The sequence below is a fragment of the Azospirillum sp. UENF 312511 genome (assembly GCF_058780635.1).
This window is the reverse complement of sequence record NZ_JBSNCG010000003.1, coordinates 2,238,907-2,253,152: the sequence shown is the minus strand read 5'-3', so window position 1 is coordinate 2,253,152 and position 14,246 is coordinate 2,238,907. Positions and strand designations below refer to the sequence as shown.

The following is a 14,246-nucleotide window of genomic DNA, read 5'->3' as shown; positions in this document are numbered from 1 at the left end:
CGTTTCACCGAAACTTTGCCGGAACGGCGATGGAGCGGGGCATGAGCGCATCACGCGACGTCAAGCGATACCGCAGCATCTGGATCTCCGACGTCCATCTGGGCACGCGGGGATGCAAGGCGGAGTATCTTCTCGATTTCCTGAAGCACAACGAATCCGACCATCTCTATCTCGTCGGCGACATCGTGGACGGCTGGCGGCTGCGCAAGACCTGGTACTGGCCGCAGGCGCACAACGACGTGGTGCAGAAGATCCTGCGCCGGGCGCGCAAGGGCGTGCAGGTCTATTACATCCCCGGCAACCACGACGAGGCCGCCCGCGACTACGCCGGCCTGCAGTTCGGCGGCGTCCAGGTGGTGGAGGAGATGATCCACGTCACCGCCGACGGGAGGCAGTTGCTGGTCACCCACGGCGACCGCTTCGACGTGGTGGTGAAGTACGCCCGCTGGCTGGCCTTCATCGGCGACAACGCCTACGTGGTCCTGCTCCAGGCCAACACGCTGTTCAACTGGGTCCGCCGCAAGCTGGGCTTCCCCTACTGGTCGCTGTCCGCCTTCCTGAAGCACAAGACGAAGACGGCGGTCGAGTTCATCGGCAACTACGAGACCGCGCTGGGCGACGAGGCCCGGCGCCGCAAGGTCGACGGGGTCGTCTGCGGTCATATCCACACCGCGGAAATCCGCGACATGGAAGGAATCCTCTATTGCAACGACGGCGACTGGGTCGAGTCCTGCACCGCCTTGGTCGAGCACCCCTGCGGCCGGCTGGAGATCATCGACTGGGCGGCGGACATCCGCCGGCGCACCGCAACGACGCTGCCAGCCCACATCCCGGCCAAGGAGAAGCCGGAGAAGGAGAAGGCGGCCAAGGAGTCGGTTGCGGCGTGAACATCCTGATCGTCTCCGACGCCTGGCTCCCCCAGGTCAACGGCGTGGTGCGCACCATCGGCACCGTCCGCTCGGAGCTGGAGGCCATGGGCCACCGCGTGGAGGTGATCGGCCCCGACCGCTTCCGCACCGTGCCCATGCCCACCTACCCGGAAATCCGGCTGGCGCTGGGCGCGGGACGGCGGCTGACCGCGATGATCGACGCGCTGCGCCCCGACTGCATCCACATCGCCACCGAAGGGCCGCTGGGTTTCGCCACCCGGCGCTATTGCCTCGGCCGCGGCAAGCCCTTCACCACCGCCTACCACACCCGCTTCCCGGAATATGTGCGCGACCGGGCGCCGGTGCCGCTGGCCCTCAGCTACGCGGTGGTGCGCCGCTTCCACAAACCGTCCTCGGCGGTGATGGTGGCGACGCCATCCATCGAGAGCGACCTTGCCGCCCGCGGCTTCACCAACATCCGGCGCTGGACGCGCGGCGTGGACACCGAGCTGTTCCGCCCCCGCGCCAAGAGCTTCCTGGCGCTGCCCCGCCCCATCGCCCTCTATGTCGGGCGCGTGGCGGTGGAGAAGAACCTGGAGGAATTCCTGAAGCTCGATCTGCCGGGCAGCAAGCTGGTGGTCGGCGACGGCCCGGCCCGCGCGGAGCTTCAGCAGAGATACCCGGACGTCCATTGGGCCGGCGCCCGCCATGGCGAGGAGTTGGCCCAGCATTACGCCGCGGCGGACGTCTTCGTCTTCCCGTCGCGCACCGACACCTTCGGCCTGGTGCTGCTGGAGGCGCTGGCCTCGGGCGTGCCGGTGGCGGCCTACCCGGTGCCCGGCCCGCTGGACGTGGTCGACGGCTCCGGCGTCGGCTGCCTGGACGAGGATCTGAAGGGGGCGGTCGAACGCGCCCTGACCATTCCGCCGGACCTGTGCCGGGACTATGCCCTGAACTTCTCCTGGCGGCGCTCCGCCGAGCAGTTCCTGGCGAACCTGCGCCCTTGTATGACAAGCTCAGTCCATATTTAACCCTGGACGGCTGGTGGCGACCTGTCGTCCAGGTTGACCGACCCCGTCGCGCCCAAGGCTCCGAAGCCGAGTGAAAGCTTGAGGGCGGCCAACCATCCTTGCAAGTCCGAACGGTTGCTTGAGCACGAGCTCGCATCACAAGGAAGGATCACGAGGATGCCGGAATCTGAACGAGCCGTGGGGATCGATTGCGGGAAGGATTTCCTGGATGTTGCCGTGTTCCCCGGCGCCGGCTGGCATCGGGTGGCCAACACGTCCGAAGGACACCGGGAGCTGGTGGCCTGGATCACGGAACGGGCAATCGGCGTCGTCGGTCTGGAAGCCAGCGGCGGCTATGAACGTCCGGTTCGGAACGCACTGCGCGCCGCCGGGGTATCGGTCCGGGTGTTCGATCCAGCGCGGGTCCGCCATTTTGCCAAAGCCAAGGGGCGGCGGGCCAAAAACGATCGCCTCGACGCGGCGGTAATCGCCGAGTTCACAGCCACCCAGACGGCGGAACTGCTGCTTCCGGCCGACCCGGCCCGCGAGGAACTGGCCGGCCTGATCAAGGCGCGCCGCCTGCTCGTCAGCAAACGCGCTGATCTCGGCAAGGGCATCCCCCATGCCCCAGCCGCCGCCCGGGAGGCGCTGACCAACGCGGTCGAGCATCTGGCACAGGAGATCGCCACGCTGGACGCCGCCATCGCACAGACGGCCAAAACCCTGTCATCCCTGTCCCGAACGGTGCAAGATCTCCAGACCGCACCGGGCATCGGTCCTTTGACCGCGGTGACGCTGGCCGTCCTGCTGCCGGAGTTGGGTCGGATTTCCGGCGGGAAGATCGCTGCCCTGGTCGGCGTCGCACCCTTCGACCGCGACAGCGGCACCTTGCGCGGCCAACGCCACATCGCCGGCGGGCGGGCCGATGTCCGCCGTGCCCTGTATCTGGCCACCTTGTCCGCTGCCACCCACGCCAAGGGCGTCATCGCCGATTTCTACGAGGGCCTGATCGGACGAGGGAAGCCACCGAAGGTCGCCTTGGCCGCCTGCATGCGCAAACTGATTGTCCGCCTCAACGCCATGGTCGCCCAGGGAGCCAATTGGGAAGCCAAACCGGCGTGAAAGGCCGACGGTCGGCGCTCGCCGTCGACCGATGCCGAACACATCGAACCGGCGGCGCGGACGGGTCAAGGCCAAGGCCGCCCGCAGGGCGGGGGCGCGTTTGCGCCCGCCTTGACGCGGAGCACCGCCGGTTCAATCGCGCGCTCCAGACCATATGTTTGCCGGCCGAAAGGTGAGTAGCAGCGGAGCAGAAAACCCAGGTAAACTCTCAGTGTGCCTCGATTGGGTCTACACCAGAGACGACACCCCACTTCGGCTGTTCATTCTCTGCGCCATAGAGAAAGACTGCCCATGCTACGGCAACAACTCCAAGATCAATCGAGCCGCCTTCAGGACATGGCTCGCCGGGCTAGAGCCAGGTCTGAAACGCTCCTCAGTGCGGCTGTAGAGGCCCGTATCTGTGCCGATGAAGCAATAGCCAATGGGCGGCAAGCTCGCGACGTCGCACATGAAATCCTTCGAATGAGAGCAAATGCCGCAAGGTCCTCATCCTCGTGAAAAGGTCTGCCGAAACGGACGCTTAGAGGAAACGCCGTGTTTTCTAGAATCTAGCCGTTACCTGGTTTTCCTGCTCCGCTGCCACACGGCCACCTCCTTTAACTCGACATTAAAGACACGCGGGATCCAAACAAGAACTGCGTCCAAAGGCGTAGTTCCCGCTTAGCAAAACACGGTTGCTTTCGCCTGAGGAGGACATGGAGCGGGACCGGCGCACGGCCGCCCCCGCTCCCCCGATCACGCGGCGCGGATGCGCTGCATGAACAGGTCCACGCTCTCGCGCAGGCGGTCGGATTCGCGGTGCAGGTTGCCGGCGGACCCCAGCACCTCCTCGGCGAGGCTGCCGGTCTCCGACGCGCCGCGGGTCACCGCGCCGATGGTGTCGCTCACGCTGCGGGTCCCGCGGGCGGCCTCCTGGACGTTGCGGACGATCTCCTGGGTGGCGCTGGTCTGCTGCTCCACCGCGGCGGCGACCGTGATGACGATGTCGTTGATGCTGCCGATGGTGGCGCCGATCCCGCTCAGCGCCTCGGCGGAACCGCGCGCCACCTCCTGGATGCTGGCGATCTGGGCGGAGATGTCCTCGGTCGCCTTGGCCGTCTGGTTGGCGAGGTTCTTGACCTCCTGCGCGACCACGGCGAAGCCCTTGCCGGCCTCCCCGGCGCGAGCCGCCTCGATGGTTGCGTTCAGCGCCAGCAGGTTGGTCTGCCCGGCGATGCTGTTGATGAGCTGAAGCACCGCGCCGATCTTCTGGGCGGCGTCGACCAGACCGTTCACCGTGCTGTTGGTCCGCTCCGCCTCGGCCACCGCGCCGCGGGCGATCTGCGAGGACTGGGCGACCTGCCGGCTGATCTCGCCGATGGAGCTGGTGAGCTGTTCCGACGCGGCGGCGACCGTCTGCACGTTGGCGGACGCCTGCTCGGCGGCGGCGGCCACGGCGAGCGACTGCCGGTTGGTGGCGGCGGCGATCTGCGCCATGCGCTGGGCGTTGCCCTTCATCTCGTCCGACGCGGCCACCGTGTTGTCGGCGATGCCGCTGACGCTGCCTTCCAGGCTGTCGGCGAGCTGGCTCAGGATGGCGCGCTTGCTCTCCTGCTCGGCCGCCGCGTAGGTCTCCAGCAGCACCTCGAGGTCGAGCCAGGCGACGCGGCCCAGCGTGTCGCGCAGGGCGGCGGCCTCCGCCGCCCTCTTCGCTCCGAACAGCGACCGTTGCCCCGCCGCCGCGTCGAGGCCCAGCTCGCGGACGATGCCGTTGGACACCGTGTGATGGCAGATGGCCACCGCATAGCCCGGCACGCCGTTGTCGTAGAAGGCCTTGGCCAGCCGGTGGGCGGAATCCAGGAAGCCCGCACCGAGGTCGCCCGAAACCACGCGGCTCCAATGGGCGACACGCGCGGCGTGGACGTCGGGCACGGTCAGGGCGTCGCGGATCTCCGGCCACGCCGCGAAGGCGCTGTGCCACTGTTCCAGAAGCACGGGCAGACGGTGCTGCGCGAACTCCCGGTTGGCGCGCAGGCGCGCGATGTCCGCTTCGGTGATGTTGAAGGCCCGGAGCCGGTTTTCCTGGCCGTCACGTTCCTGTACGCCCGCCATGATGTTATCATCCCAAAATGTTGGAGACCGGCGCATTGCCCGCCTCCCTCGAAACTGCCAACGTTTCTACGCCACCAGGATAGCAGCGGATTGCTTCAAAATTATCATAATGGGTCGCAAAATCGTCATACCCTAGTATGCGAGCAAACCCCATACGGCCATCAGCCTTCCGGCGGGCACTAGCGCAAAGCCTTACCTCTGCCACAGCCCCCCGTGCTAAAGTGGTGGGGACCGCGGCCGGGAAACTTGGCCGCGTTGGTTTTGTCGGATGGCGTTTCGACCCGCATGCTTCAATCACTCTACCGCGGCTTGACGACCCTCGCCGGGCCGGCGGTTCGTCTGTACCTCGACCGACGGCTTGCCGCCGGCAAGGAGGACTCCGCCCGCCGGGGGGAACGGTTCGGCACGGCCGCGCGCCCGCGCCCGCCCGGACGGCTCGCCTGGATTCACGCGGCCAGCGTGGGGGAAGCCAACTCGGTTCTCGTCCTCATCGACCGCCTGCTCGACGAGACGCCGGACCTGACGGTCCTGATGACCACCGGCACGGTCACCTCGGCGGAGCTGATGGCCCGCCGCCTGCCGGAGCGCGCCTTTCACCAGTATGTGCCGGTGGACCTGCCGGCGGCGGTGGACCGCTTCCTCGACCATTGGCGCCCCGATCTGGTGCTGTGGACGGAATCGGAGATCTGGCCCAACCTGCTCGGCGCCGTGCGGGCGCGCGGCATTCCGGCGGCGCTGGTCAACGCCCGCATGTCGGAGCGCTCCTTCAACCGCTGGCGTTGCGCGTCGGGCCTGATCACGCCGCTGCTCTCCACCTTCCAGGTCACGCTGGCCCAGTCGGAGGAGGACGCCGACCGCCTGCGCCGTCTCGGCGCTCGGGGCGTTGTCAGCGTCGGCAACCTGAAATTCTCCGCCGAGCCGCCCCCCGCCGACCCGGCGGCACTGGCGGCGCTGCGCACGGCCTGCGCCGGGCGCCCCGTCTGGCTGCTCGCCAGCACCCACCCCGGCGAGGACGAGCTGGCCGCCGCGGTGCATGAGGCGCTGGCCCCACGCCTGCCCGGCCTGCTGACCCTGCTGATCCCCCGCCACGCCCACCGCGGCGCCGACGTCGCGGCGCTGCTGCGCGGGCGCGGCCTGACCGTCTCGCGCCGCAGCGAAGGCACCCTGCCCACCGCCGCCGATGCTGTGCATATCGCCGACACGATGGGGGAGATGGGGCTGTTCTACCGGCTGTCCCCGGTGGTCTGCATGGGCGGTTCCTTCGTGCCCCACGGCGGCCAGAACCCGGTGGAGCCGGCCCTGCTCGGCTGCGCCGTTCTCTACGGTCCGCACATGTGGAACTTCACGGAGATCACCCGCCAGCTCGAAGCCGCCGGTGGCGCCCTGCCAGTGGCCGGAGCGGAGGCGCTGCCCGACGCGGTCGGGCGCCTGCTGGCCGACGAGGCCGCCCGCGCCCGCGTCGCCGCCGGGGCGGCCGCGGTGACCGGGGGCAACCGGCGGATCGTCGACCGCGCGCTGGCGGCCCTCGCCCCTGTCCTGGGCATCGGCAGCGTCCGGCCGGCGGCATGAGGACGCCCGGCTTCTGGTACGGGTCCGGCGGAGCCGCCGGGGCGGCTCTGGGCTGGGCGCTCGCCCCGCTGGGCGCGCTCTACGGGCTGGCCGGACGGCTGCGCATGGCGGCGAAGCAGCCGGAGCAGGCCGCCGTCCCCGTGATCTGCGTCGGCAATCTGGTGGCGGGCGGGGCCGGCAAGACACCGGTCTGCATCGCCCTGGCCGACGCCCTGCGCGCCCGCGGCATCGCCCCCGCCTTCCTCACCCGCGGCCATGGCGGGCGCGAGCGAGGGCCGCTGGCCGTCAATCTCGGCGTCCATGATTCCGCCGCGGTGGGCGACGAGGCGCTGCTGCTGGCCGCCCACGGCCGCTGCTGGGTGGCGCGCGACCGGGCCGCCGGGGCGCGAGCGGCCATCACCGCCGGCGCGCCCGTGCTGGTGATGGACGATGGCTTCCAGAATCCCGGCCTCGCCAAGGATTTCTCGCTGATCGTGGTGGACGGGGCGGTGGGCTTCGGCAACGGCCGTCTCATCCCCGCCGGCCCCCTCCGCGAACCGGTGGAGCGCGGCCTGGCCCGCGCCGGGGCCGTTGTGGTCGTGGGCGAGGACCGCACCGGGGTGGAGCGGCGCGTGGCCGGCGCCCTGCCCGTCCTGCACGCCCGCCTGGAACCGGTGGAAAGCGCCCGCGCGCTGGCCGGACAAGCGGTCCTCGCCTTCGCCGGCATCGGGCGGCCCGAGAAGTTCTTCGCGACGCTGGAGGCGCTGGGCGCCCGCGTGGTGGAGCGCGCCGCCTTCGCCGACCACCATCCCTACCGCCCCGAGGAGGTGATGGCGCTGGTCGACCGCGCCACCGCGCTGGGCGCCCTGCCGGTCACCACCGTGAAGGACGCCGTCCGCCTGCCGGACCCTCTGCGCGCCCTGGTCCGGGCGGTGCCGGTGCGCGCCGTCTGGCGGGACCCCGCCGCCCTCGACCGCCTGCTCGCCCCTCTTCTGACCGGGCTTCCGACTGGAGTTCCCAATGGCTAAGCCGCGCGGCCCCCTGGTGTCCTGGCTGACCCGCCGGGTCGGCTACCCGCTGGAGGCCGTTCTCGTCCACGGCTTCTGCGGCCTGTTCCGCGCCCTTCCGGTCGACCGCGCCTCGGCGCTCGGCGGCTGGATCGGACGGACCGTCGGCCCGCGCCTTCGCAGCACCCGCACCGCCCGCCGCAACCTGGAGCGCGCCTTCCCCGAGAAATCCCCCGCGGAGATCGACGCGATCATCCTCGGCATGTGGGACAATCTGGGCCGCGTCATCGCCGAGTACCCGCATCTGGACGCCATCGGTGCCTATGGCCCCGGCGGGCGGACCGAGGTGATCGGGGCGGAGCACATCGACGCCCTGCGCGAGGACGGCAAGGCCGGCATCCTGGTGTCCGGCCATTTCGCCAACTGGGAAGTGAAGCCCGTCTGCTCCCGCAAGATGGGATTGGAACTGGCGGTGGTCTACCGCGCGCCCAACAACCCCTATGTCGACCGGCTGCTGACTGAACTGCGGGGGGCCGCCGGCGGCACGCACATTCCCAAGGGGCCTGAGGGCGCGCGCACGCTGATCCGGGTGCTGACCAAGGGCGGGCATGTCGGCATGCTGATCGACCAGAAGATGAACGACGGCATGCCCGTCCCCTTCTTCGGGCGCGACGCCATGACCGCCCCGGCGGCGGCACAGCTCGCCCTGCGGCTGGGCATCCCGCTGGTGCCGGCGCGCACCGAGCGTCTGAACGGCGCGCGCTTCCGCATCACCGTCCTGCCGCCGGTGGAGCCACCGAACAGCGGCGACCGCAACGCTGATGTGCGGATTTTGATGGAGCGTCTGAACGCCCTGTTGGAGCAATGGATTCGCGAGCGCCCCGCCGAATGGCTCTGGCTGCACCGGCGCTGGCCCGACTGACGGAGACTTCCATGCCCCTGCCGCTCGACCCGCATCTGCTTCAGCTCTACCTCGTCGCGGCGCTGGTCCTGACGCTGGCGCCGGGACCGGATTCGCTGCTCGTCCTGTCGCGCAGCGTGATGGAGGGGCGCAACGCCGGGGTGGTCGCCACCGCCGGCATCACGCTGGGCAACCTGATCCACGCGCTGCTCGCCGCCGCCGGCATCTCGGCACTGGTCGCCGCCTCGCCGGCCCTGTTCGACGTGCTGCGCTACGCCGGCGGGGCCTATCTGGGCTGGATCGGCGGGCGGGCGCTGTGGAGCGCCCTGCGGACCGGCTTCGGCCGCCGCGGCGGCGAAGAGGCGACCACCGCCAAGCCCGAGTCGGCCCCGGCGCACCGCGTCTTCCTCCAGGCGTTGCTGACCAACCTGCTGAATCCGAAGGTCATCCTCTTCTATCTCGCCTTCGTGCCGCAATTCGTCGCACCGGCGCTCGGCCACGTCGCGTTGCAGATCTTCCTGCTCGGCTCGATCCTCGGCGTCATCGGCGGCCTCTACCTGCTGGGCGTCGCCGCCCTCAGCGCCGGGGCCGCACGCCGCGCCCTGTCGAGCGCGCGGGTGCGGGCGGTTCTGGACGGTGTCGCGGGGGTGCTGTTCCTGGGTTTCGCGCTGCGCCTGCTGCTGACCGACCGGCGCATCGCCTGACGGCAAATCCGTCAGGCGGGAAAAGACGTTGCGGAGTCAGTGGACGAGCGTGGCCGGGGGTGTCATAGTGCCGCCCGCGTTTAACCGGCCAGCCCGTCCGGCCGAATGGCTTACCGACCGCGAGCGACGATGAGCGAGAAGATCTCCCTGATCACCTGGATGGCGAACATCCACATCCGGTTTGTCACCTGGCGCCGGGGCAACAAGGTCGGCACCGACCGCTTCGGCAACACCTATTACCGCTCCCCGAGCGCGATCGCCGGCGTCAAGGAACGCCGCTGGGTGATCTATGCCGGCGAGCCGGATGCCTCCAAGGTGCCGCCGGAATGGCATTCCTGGCTGCACCACACCACCAAGGAGCCGCTGCCGGAAGGCAACAGCGCCTTCCACAAGCCGTGGCAGAAGGAACATCTCCCGAACCTGTCCGGCTCGCTCCAGGCCTACCGGCCGCCCGGGCACCAGTATGCGGGCGGGCAGCGCGTGCGCGCCACCGGCGATTACGAACCCTGGACTCCGGGCTGAGACGCCCACGCGGTCCCTTAGGAATCCCTCATGCGCCGCAATGTGATTGAAACCGTGCTCGGCGGGGTCGTCCTCGCCGTGGCCGGCTTTTTTCTGGCTTTCGCCTACACCAGCGCCGATTTGCGCAAGGTGAACGGCTACGCCCTCACCGCCAATTTCACCAGCATCTCCGGCCTGCAGAGCGGTGCGGACGTGCGGATCAGCGGCGTGAAGGTGGGGTCGGTCACCGAACTGACGCTCGACCCGAAGAGCTATCAGGCGGTCGTGCACATGTCGATCCACCCGGACATCAAGCTGCCCAAGGACACCGCGGCGGTCATCGCCTCGGAAAGCCTGCTGGGCGGCAAGTTCCTGTCGCTGGAGCCGGGCGGCGAAGAAGACATGCTCAAGCCGGACGGCCGCGTCGAATACACGCAGAGCACCCCCGGCATCGAGCAGCTCCTGGGCCAGGTCATCTTCTCGCTGCAGAACATGAGCAAGCCCAGCCAGGAGGGCGGCGAGCCGCCCAAGCTGTAAACGCTGCACACAATTGAGACGACGAACGAAGGGGCCTCACGGCCCCTTTTTTCGTTTGCTCACCCACTTTTTCCCGGCCTCCTTCGGAACAGCCGCGGCCACGCTGCCGTTTCCTTCCGCAGACCCAACACGGCATACCCATCACGCCAGACTCATCAAAGGAGATCAGCGATGAAAGCCCGTTTCCTGGTTCTCGGCCTCGCTCTGCTCGCCGCCGCTTGCGGCGTCAACACCGAGGAGAAGGCCGCCAGCGGCGCACTGGGCGGGGCTGCGGCGGGTGCCGTGGTCGGCGGGCCGGTCGGCGCGGTGGTCGGTGGCGCCGCGGGTGCCGCGGGCGGCACCGCCACCCAGAAGGTCGAGGAGAAGGAGGGCACCGCCGGTCCGTCCACCACCAAGGCCCCCTATGGCGGCACCCGCCCCAGCGGCAGCATCACCCAGTAAGCGGCCCCGACAAAGCGGTCACGGAGTAGACGGGGAGACGCTTCCGGGCTAGAAGGCTGTCGGGTTTCGGCCCACGCCGTTCGACATCACGGAAGCGATCCCCAGTGACGACGATCCCAGTGACGACGACTCCGAAAAGCCTCATCGGCCCGGTCGGTGGCAAACGCGTTCGCGACGCGGCCCTGGCGGCCGCGCTGCTCTGCCTTCCGGCCCTGGGCCTGACCAGCCTGACCGGCCCGGCCGCCGCCGCCCCGGTGCCGGAGGAGATGGTCAGCCGCTCCGCCGCCAAGCTGCAGGGGCTGGACAAGATCACCGCCCGCACCTCCACCTTCACCATCGCCGTCGGCGAGACCAAGGCGCTCGGCAGCCTGCGCATCACCCTGCGCGCCTGCAAGGAGAACCCGCCGATCGAGCCGCCGGAGACCGCCGCCTTCCTCGAAGTGATCGAGAGCAAGCCCGGCGAGCAGGCCGAGCCGGTGTTCAGCGGCTGGATGTTCGCCTCCAGCCCCGCCCTGTCGGCGATGGAGCACCCGATCTACGACGTCTGGGTCCTGTCCTGCGAGGGCGACTGAGGCCGGCCCAGCGCCCCGCCTTCAGCCCTCCGCGCCGAACAACGCCGTGATGGCCGCGTCCTGGTCGACGCCGCCGAAGTCGGTCGGCACCGCCAGGGCGGCGGCCAGCCGGCGGCGGTACTCGGCGCGCGGGATCTCCATGGCGCCGAACTGGCTCAGATGCTCCGTCACGAATTGCGCGTCCAGCAGCGTGTAGCCCGCCGCCCGCAATCGGGCGACCAGATGCACCAGCGCCACCTTGCTGGCGTCGGTGACGCGGCTGAACATGCTTTCCCCGAAGAAGGCGCCGCCCAGCGCGACGCCGTAGAGGCCACCGACGAGTTGGCCGCCGCTCCAGCATTCCACGCTGTGGGCGCAGCCGCGCTCGTGCAGTTCGGTGTAGAGCCGCAGGATGTCGCCGTTGATCCAGGTCTTCGGGCGGTCCGGGGTCGGCTCCGCGCAGGCCTCGATCACCGCGCGGAAAGCCGTGTCGAAGCGCAGAGCGAACGGACCGCGCCGCACCGTCTTGCGCAGCTTGCGCGGGACGTGGAAGCCCTCCAGCGGCAGGACGCCGCGCCGCTCCGGATCGAACCAGTACAGCTCCTCGGAGTCGGCGTTCTCCGCCATCGGGAAAATGCCGGCGGCGTAGGCGCGCAGAAGCAGCGATGCGGACAGTTCGATCATCGCGGACACTATAGCCGTTTGCCCCCTCACCCCCGCAACGTTATCTCAGCGCACCACTTCCGCGCGACAGGTGGCTCCCACCATGGTATGCAACGGAAAGAGGTGTTTATCGCAGGAGTTCCAACATGAAGACGGTTCTGTCAGCCATCGCCGTATCGGTGGTTGCGTTTCTCTCGATGACCGGCGCGTCATGGGCGCAGCGCAAGGCGGAGCCCGGCACCTTCGATTACTATGTGCTCAGCCTGTCCTGGTCGCCCACCCACTGCGCCAAGAATCAGGGCGATTCCGATCCCGACCAGTGCGGGGTGGAGCGCAAGTTCGGCTTCATCGTCCACGGCCTGTGGCCGCAATACAGCAACGGCGGCTATCCGGCCACCTGCACCCGCGACCGCACGGTCCCCCGCGCCGTGGTCGACGCCACCATGCCGGTGATGCCCAGCGTCGGGCTGATCGTGCACCAATGGACGAAGCACGGCACCTGCAGCGGCCTGCCCGTCACCGACTATTTCGCGCAGGTCCGCAAGGCCTTCGCCAAGGTGAATATCCCTGAGGCCCTCCAGGCCCCGAAGCCCGACCTGTCGATCCCGGCGACCCAGGTCGAGCGCCTGTTCGTGCAGGCCAATCCGGGGCTGGAACCGGAGTCGGTGGCGCTGGTCTGCTCCAAACGCGACGTGGCCGAGGTGCGGCTGTGCCTGAACAAGGACCTGTCCTTCATGCCCTGCGGCGTCAAGGTGGTCGACCGCTGCCGCCGCGACGCGCTGCTGACCGCGGCGCCGTGACATCCGAAATGAACGCTTTCGATGTTCCCTCTCCCCGGAAGGGAGAGGGTTAGAATCTGCCCCAAACGAAAAGAGCCCTTCCTCCCCACCAGGGAAGAAGGGCTCTTTTCATTGACCCGCTCGGCGAACCGTTCGACGGCTTACTTCTTCATGCCCATCAGCTGTTCGAGCCAGTGGATGTCGTAGTTGCCGTCGATGAAGGCCTGCTGCGCGATGATGCGCTGGTGCAGGGGCAGCGTGGTGTCGACGCCGCCGATCACATACTCCTCGATCGTCCGGCGCAGCCGCATCAGGCACTCGTTGCGGGTGGTGCCGTGGACGACCAGCTTGGCGATCAGGCTGTCGTAGTGGGGCGGGATGCGGTAGCCGTCGTAGAGCGCCGAGTCGACGCGCACGCCCAGGCCGCCCGGCGCGTGGTAGCCGTCGATCTTGCCCGGCGACGGGATGAAGGTCTCCGGATGCTCCGCGTTCACGCGGCACTCGATCGAATGGCCCTGGAAGCGGATGTCCGCCTGGCCGTAGCCGAGCGGGGCGCCGGTCGCCACGCGGATCTGCTCGCGCACCAGATCGATGCCGGTGATCATCTCGGTGATCGTGTGCTCGACCTGCAGGCGGGTGTTCATCTCGATGAAGTAGAACTGCCCGTCCTCGAACAGGAACTCCATCGTGCCGACGCCGCGGTAGCCGATGGCCGCCGCCGTCTTGGCCGCCAGATCGCCGATGAAGGCGCGCTGCTCGGCGTTCAGGGCCGGCGACGGGGCTTCCTCGATGACCTTCTGGTGACGGCGCTGCACGGAGCAGTCGCGCTCGCCGAAATGCACGCAGTTGCCGTGCTCGTCGCCGAGAAGCTGGATCTCGATGTGCCGGGGCTTGCCGAGATACTTCTCGATGTAGACCTCGTCATTGCCGAAGGCGGCGCGCGCCTCGCCACGGGCGAGCTGGTAGGCTTCCTTGAGCTGGTCGGGGTTGCGGGCGACCTTCATGCCCTTGCCGCCGCCGCCCGCCGCCGCCTTGATGAGGATCGGATAGCCGGTCTCGCGGCCGATCTTCTCCGCCTCCTCCAGCGTCGGCACAGGGCCGTCGGAACCGGGGACCACGGGCAGCCCCTGCTCCATCACCGTCTTCTTCGCGGTGACCTTGTCGCCCATGATGCGGATGTGCTCCGCGGTCGGGCCGATGAAGGTGAAGCCGTGCTCCTCCACCATCTCCGCGAACTGGGCGTTCTCCGACAGGAAGCCAATGCCGGGATGGATCGCGTCCGCCCCGGTGATCGACGCTGCCGACAGGATCGCCGGAATGTTCAGGTAGCTTTCGCGGGCCGACGCGGGGCCGATGCACACGCTTTCGTCCGCGAGGCGGACGTGCATGGCGTCGGCGTCGGCGGTGGAATGCACCGCCACGGTCTGGATTCCCATCTCACGGCAGGCGCGGTGGATGCGCAGAGCAATCTCACCGCGGTTCGCGATCAGGACCTTCTCGAACATCGCCAAGGGATGATCCC

The 14,246-nt window shown here is 69.0% G+C and carries 15 protein-coding genes; 12 read left to right on the top strand and 3 right to left on the bottom strand.

The features are described from left to right. Window positions 1–41: 41 nt before the first annotated feature. From ACWPN7_RS22055 to ACWPN7_RS22045, 3 genes are read left to right on the top strand one after another with little or no spacing between them, the layout of a single operon-like run. Window positions 42–887 carry a UDP-2,3-diacylglucosamine diphosphatase gene (locus tag ACWPN7_RS22055; RefSeq protein ID WP_103041161.1) on the top strand — a complete coding sequence of 282 codons (846 nt, stop codon included), beginning with the start codon at window positions 42–44 and terminating at the stop codon, window positions 885–887. Further along, window positions 884–1,900 (top strand): glycosyltransferase family 4 protein, encoded by a 1,017-nt coding sequence (locus ACWPN7_RS22050; RefSeq protein ID WP_492273442.1) that lies wholly within the window; start codon window positions 884–886, stop codon window positions 1,898–1,900. Before ACWPN7_RS22055 ends, ACWPN7_RS22050 begins: the two co-directional genes overlap by 4 nt. A 33-nt stretch (window positions 1,901–1,933) precedes the next feature. Next, entirely contained in the window at window positions 1,934–3,001 is a 1,068-nt protein-coding gene (locus ACWPN7_RS22045; protein ID WP_144019213.1) for an IS110 family transposase, read from the top strand. 735 nt (window positions 3,002–3,736) lie between these two features. On the opposite strand, the gene ACWPN7_RS22040 is transcribed toward ACWPN7_RS22045, so the two are convergent. After that, entirely contained in the window at window positions 3,737–5,092 is a 1,356-nt protein-coding gene (locus ACWPN7_RS22040; RefSeq protein ID WP_459195918.1) for a methyl-accepting chemotaxis protein, read from the bottom strand. Window positions 5,093–5,377: 285 nt separating this feature from the next. Between ACWPN7_RS22040 and ACWPN7_RS22035 the strand changes: the two genes are divergently transcribed. From ACWPN7_RS22035 to ACWPN7_RS22000, 8 genes are all read left to right on the top strand, one after another. Continuing rightward, window positions 5,378–6,661: a 3-deoxy-D-manno-octulosonic acid transferase gene (locus ACWPN7_RS22035; protein ID WP_451992572.1), complete on the top strand. Its 1,284-nt coding sequence runs from the start codon at window positions 5,378–5,380 to the stop codon at window positions 6,659–6,661. Then, complete coding sequence (lpxK, locus tag ACWPN7_RS22030) at window positions 6,658–7,668, top strand: tetraacyldisaccharide 4'-kinase (RefSeq protein ID WP_200475638.1); 1,011 nt, start codon at window positions 6,658–6,660, stop codon at window positions 7,666–7,668. The genes ACWPN7_RS22035 and lpxK overlap by 4 nt, the downstream gene beginning before the upstream one ends. Beyond that, window positions 7,661–8,569, top strand: coding sequence for a lipid A biosynthesis lauroyl acyltransferase (locus ACWPN7_RS22025; protein ID WP_459195919.1), 909 nt, complete (start codon window positions 7,661–7,663; stop codon window positions 8,567–8,569). Before lpxK ends, ACWPN7_RS22025 begins: the two co-directional genes overlap by 8 nt. Before the next feature lie 11 nt (window positions 8,570–8,580). Continuing rightward, entirely contained in the window at window positions 8,581–9,252 is a 672-nt protein-coding gene (locus tag ACWPN7_RS22020) for a LysE family translocator (RefSeq protein WP_038526648.1), read from the top strand. A 129-nt stretch (window positions 9,253–9,381) separates the two neighbouring features. After that, window positions 9,382–9,774 carry an NADH:ubiquinone oxidoreductase subunit NDUFA12 gene (locus ACWPN7_RS22015; RefSeq protein WP_038526645.1) on the top strand — a complete coding sequence of 131 codons (393 nt, stop codon included), beginning with the start codon at window positions 9,382–9,384 and terminating at the stop codon, window positions 9,772–9,774. Window positions 9,775–9,804: 30 nt separating this feature from the next. After that, window positions 9,805–10,290 carry an outer membrane lipid asymmetry maintenance protein MlaD gene (mlaD, locus tag ACWPN7_RS22010; RefSeq protein ID WP_459195920.1) on the top strand — a complete coding sequence of 162 codons (486 nt, stop codon included), beginning with the start codon at window positions 9,805–9,807 and terminating at the stop codon, window positions 10,288–10,290. A gap of 171 nt (window positions 10,291–10,461) precedes the next feature. Beyond that, window positions 10,462–10,731 carry a YMGG-like glycine zipper-containing protein gene (locus tag ACWPN7_RS22005; RefSeq protein ID WP_038526642.1) on the top strand — a complete coding sequence of 90 codons (270 nt, stop codon included), beginning with the start codon at window positions 10,462–10,464 and terminating at the stop codon, window positions 10,729–10,731. A gap of 104 nt (window positions 10,732–10,835) precedes the next feature. After that, window positions 10,836–11,303: a DUF2155 domain-containing protein gene (locus ACWPN7_RS22000; protein ID WP_349618748.1), complete on the top strand. Its 468-nt coding sequence runs from the start codon at window positions 10,836–10,838 to the stop codon at window positions 11,301–11,303. 21 nt (window positions 11,304–11,324) lie between these two features. Here ACWPN7_RS22000 and aat read toward each other — a convergent pair whose 3' ends face one another. Further along, window positions 11,325–11,966 (bottom strand): leucyl/phenylalanyl-tRNA--protein transferase, encoded by a 642-nt coding sequence (aat, locus tag ACWPN7_RS21995; protein ID WP_149648437.1) that lies wholly within the window; start codon window positions 11,964–11,966, stop codon window positions 11,325–11,327. Window positions 11,967–12,091: 125 nt separating this feature from the next. Between aat and ACWPN7_RS21990 the strand changes: the two genes are divergently transcribed. Then, complete coding sequence (locus ACWPN7_RS21990) at window positions 12,092–12,745, top strand: ribonuclease T2 family protein (RefSeq protein ID WP_200475640.1); 654 nt, start codon at window positions 12,092–12,094, stop codon at window positions 12,743–12,745. 140 nt (window positions 12,746–12,885) lie between these two features. On the opposite strand, the gene accC is transcribed toward ACWPN7_RS21990, so the two are convergent. Beyond that, the gene (gene accC, locus ACWPN7_RS21985) at window positions 12,886–14,229 is read right to left on the bottom strand and encodes an acetyl-CoA carboxylase biotin carboxylase subunit (protein ID WP_014241156.1); all 1,344 of its coding nucleotides are present in this window, start codon (window positions 14,227–14,229) and stop codon (window positions 12,886–12,888) included. Window positions 14,230–14,246 lie beyond the last annotated feature (17 nt).

Bases quoted from the DNA above. Each gene is read 5' to 3' on its own strand.
- ACWPN7_RS22055 (WP_103041161.1), top strand. From the start codon at position 42: ATGAGCGCATCACGCGACGTCAAGCGATACCGCAGCATCTGGATCTCC.
- ACWPN7_RS22040 (WP_459195918.1), bottom strand. From the start codon at position 5,092: ATGGCGGGCGTACAGGAACGTGACGGCCAGGAAAACCGGCTCCGGGCC.
- ACWPN7_RS22035 (WP_451992572.1), top strand. From the start codon at position 5,378: ATGCTTCAATCACTCTACCGCGGCTTGACGACCCTCGCCGGGCCGGCG.
- lpxK (WP_200475638.1), top strand. From the start codon at position 6,658: ATGAGGACGCCCGGCTTCTGGTACGGGTCCGGCGGAGCCGCCGGGGCG.
- ACWPN7_RS22025 (WP_459195919.1), top strand. From the start codon at position 7,661: ATGGCTAAGCCGCGCGGCCCCCTGGTGTCCTGGCTGACCCGCCGGGTC.
- ACWPN7_RS22020 (WP_038526648.1), top strand. From the start codon at position 8,581: ATGCCCCTGCCGCTCGACCCGCATCTGCTTCAGCTCTACCTCGTCGCG.
- ACWPN7_RS22015 (WP_038526645.1), top strand. From the start codon at position 9,382: ATGAGCGAGAAGATCTCCCTGATCACCTGGATGGCGAACATCCACATC.
- mlaD (WP_459195920.1), top strand. From the start codon at position 9,805: ATGCGCCGCAATGTGATTGAAACCGTGCTCGGCGGGGTCGTCCTCGCC.
- ACWPN7_RS22005 (WP_038526642.1), top strand. From the start codon at position 10,462: ATGAAAGCCCGTTTCCTGGTTCTCGGCCTCGCTCTGCTCGCCGCCGCT.
- aat (WP_149648437.1), bottom strand. From the start codon at position 11,966: ATGATCGAACTGTCCGCATCGCTGCTTCTGCGCGCCTACGCCGCCGGC.
- ACWPN7_RS21990 (WP_200475640.1), top strand. From the start codon at position 12,092: ATGAAGACGGTTCTGTCAGCCATCGCCGTATCGGTGGTTGCGTTTCTC.
- accC (WP_014241156.1), bottom strand. From the start codon at position 14,229: ATGTTCGAGAAGGTCCTGATCGCGAACCGCGGTGAGATTGCTCTGCGC.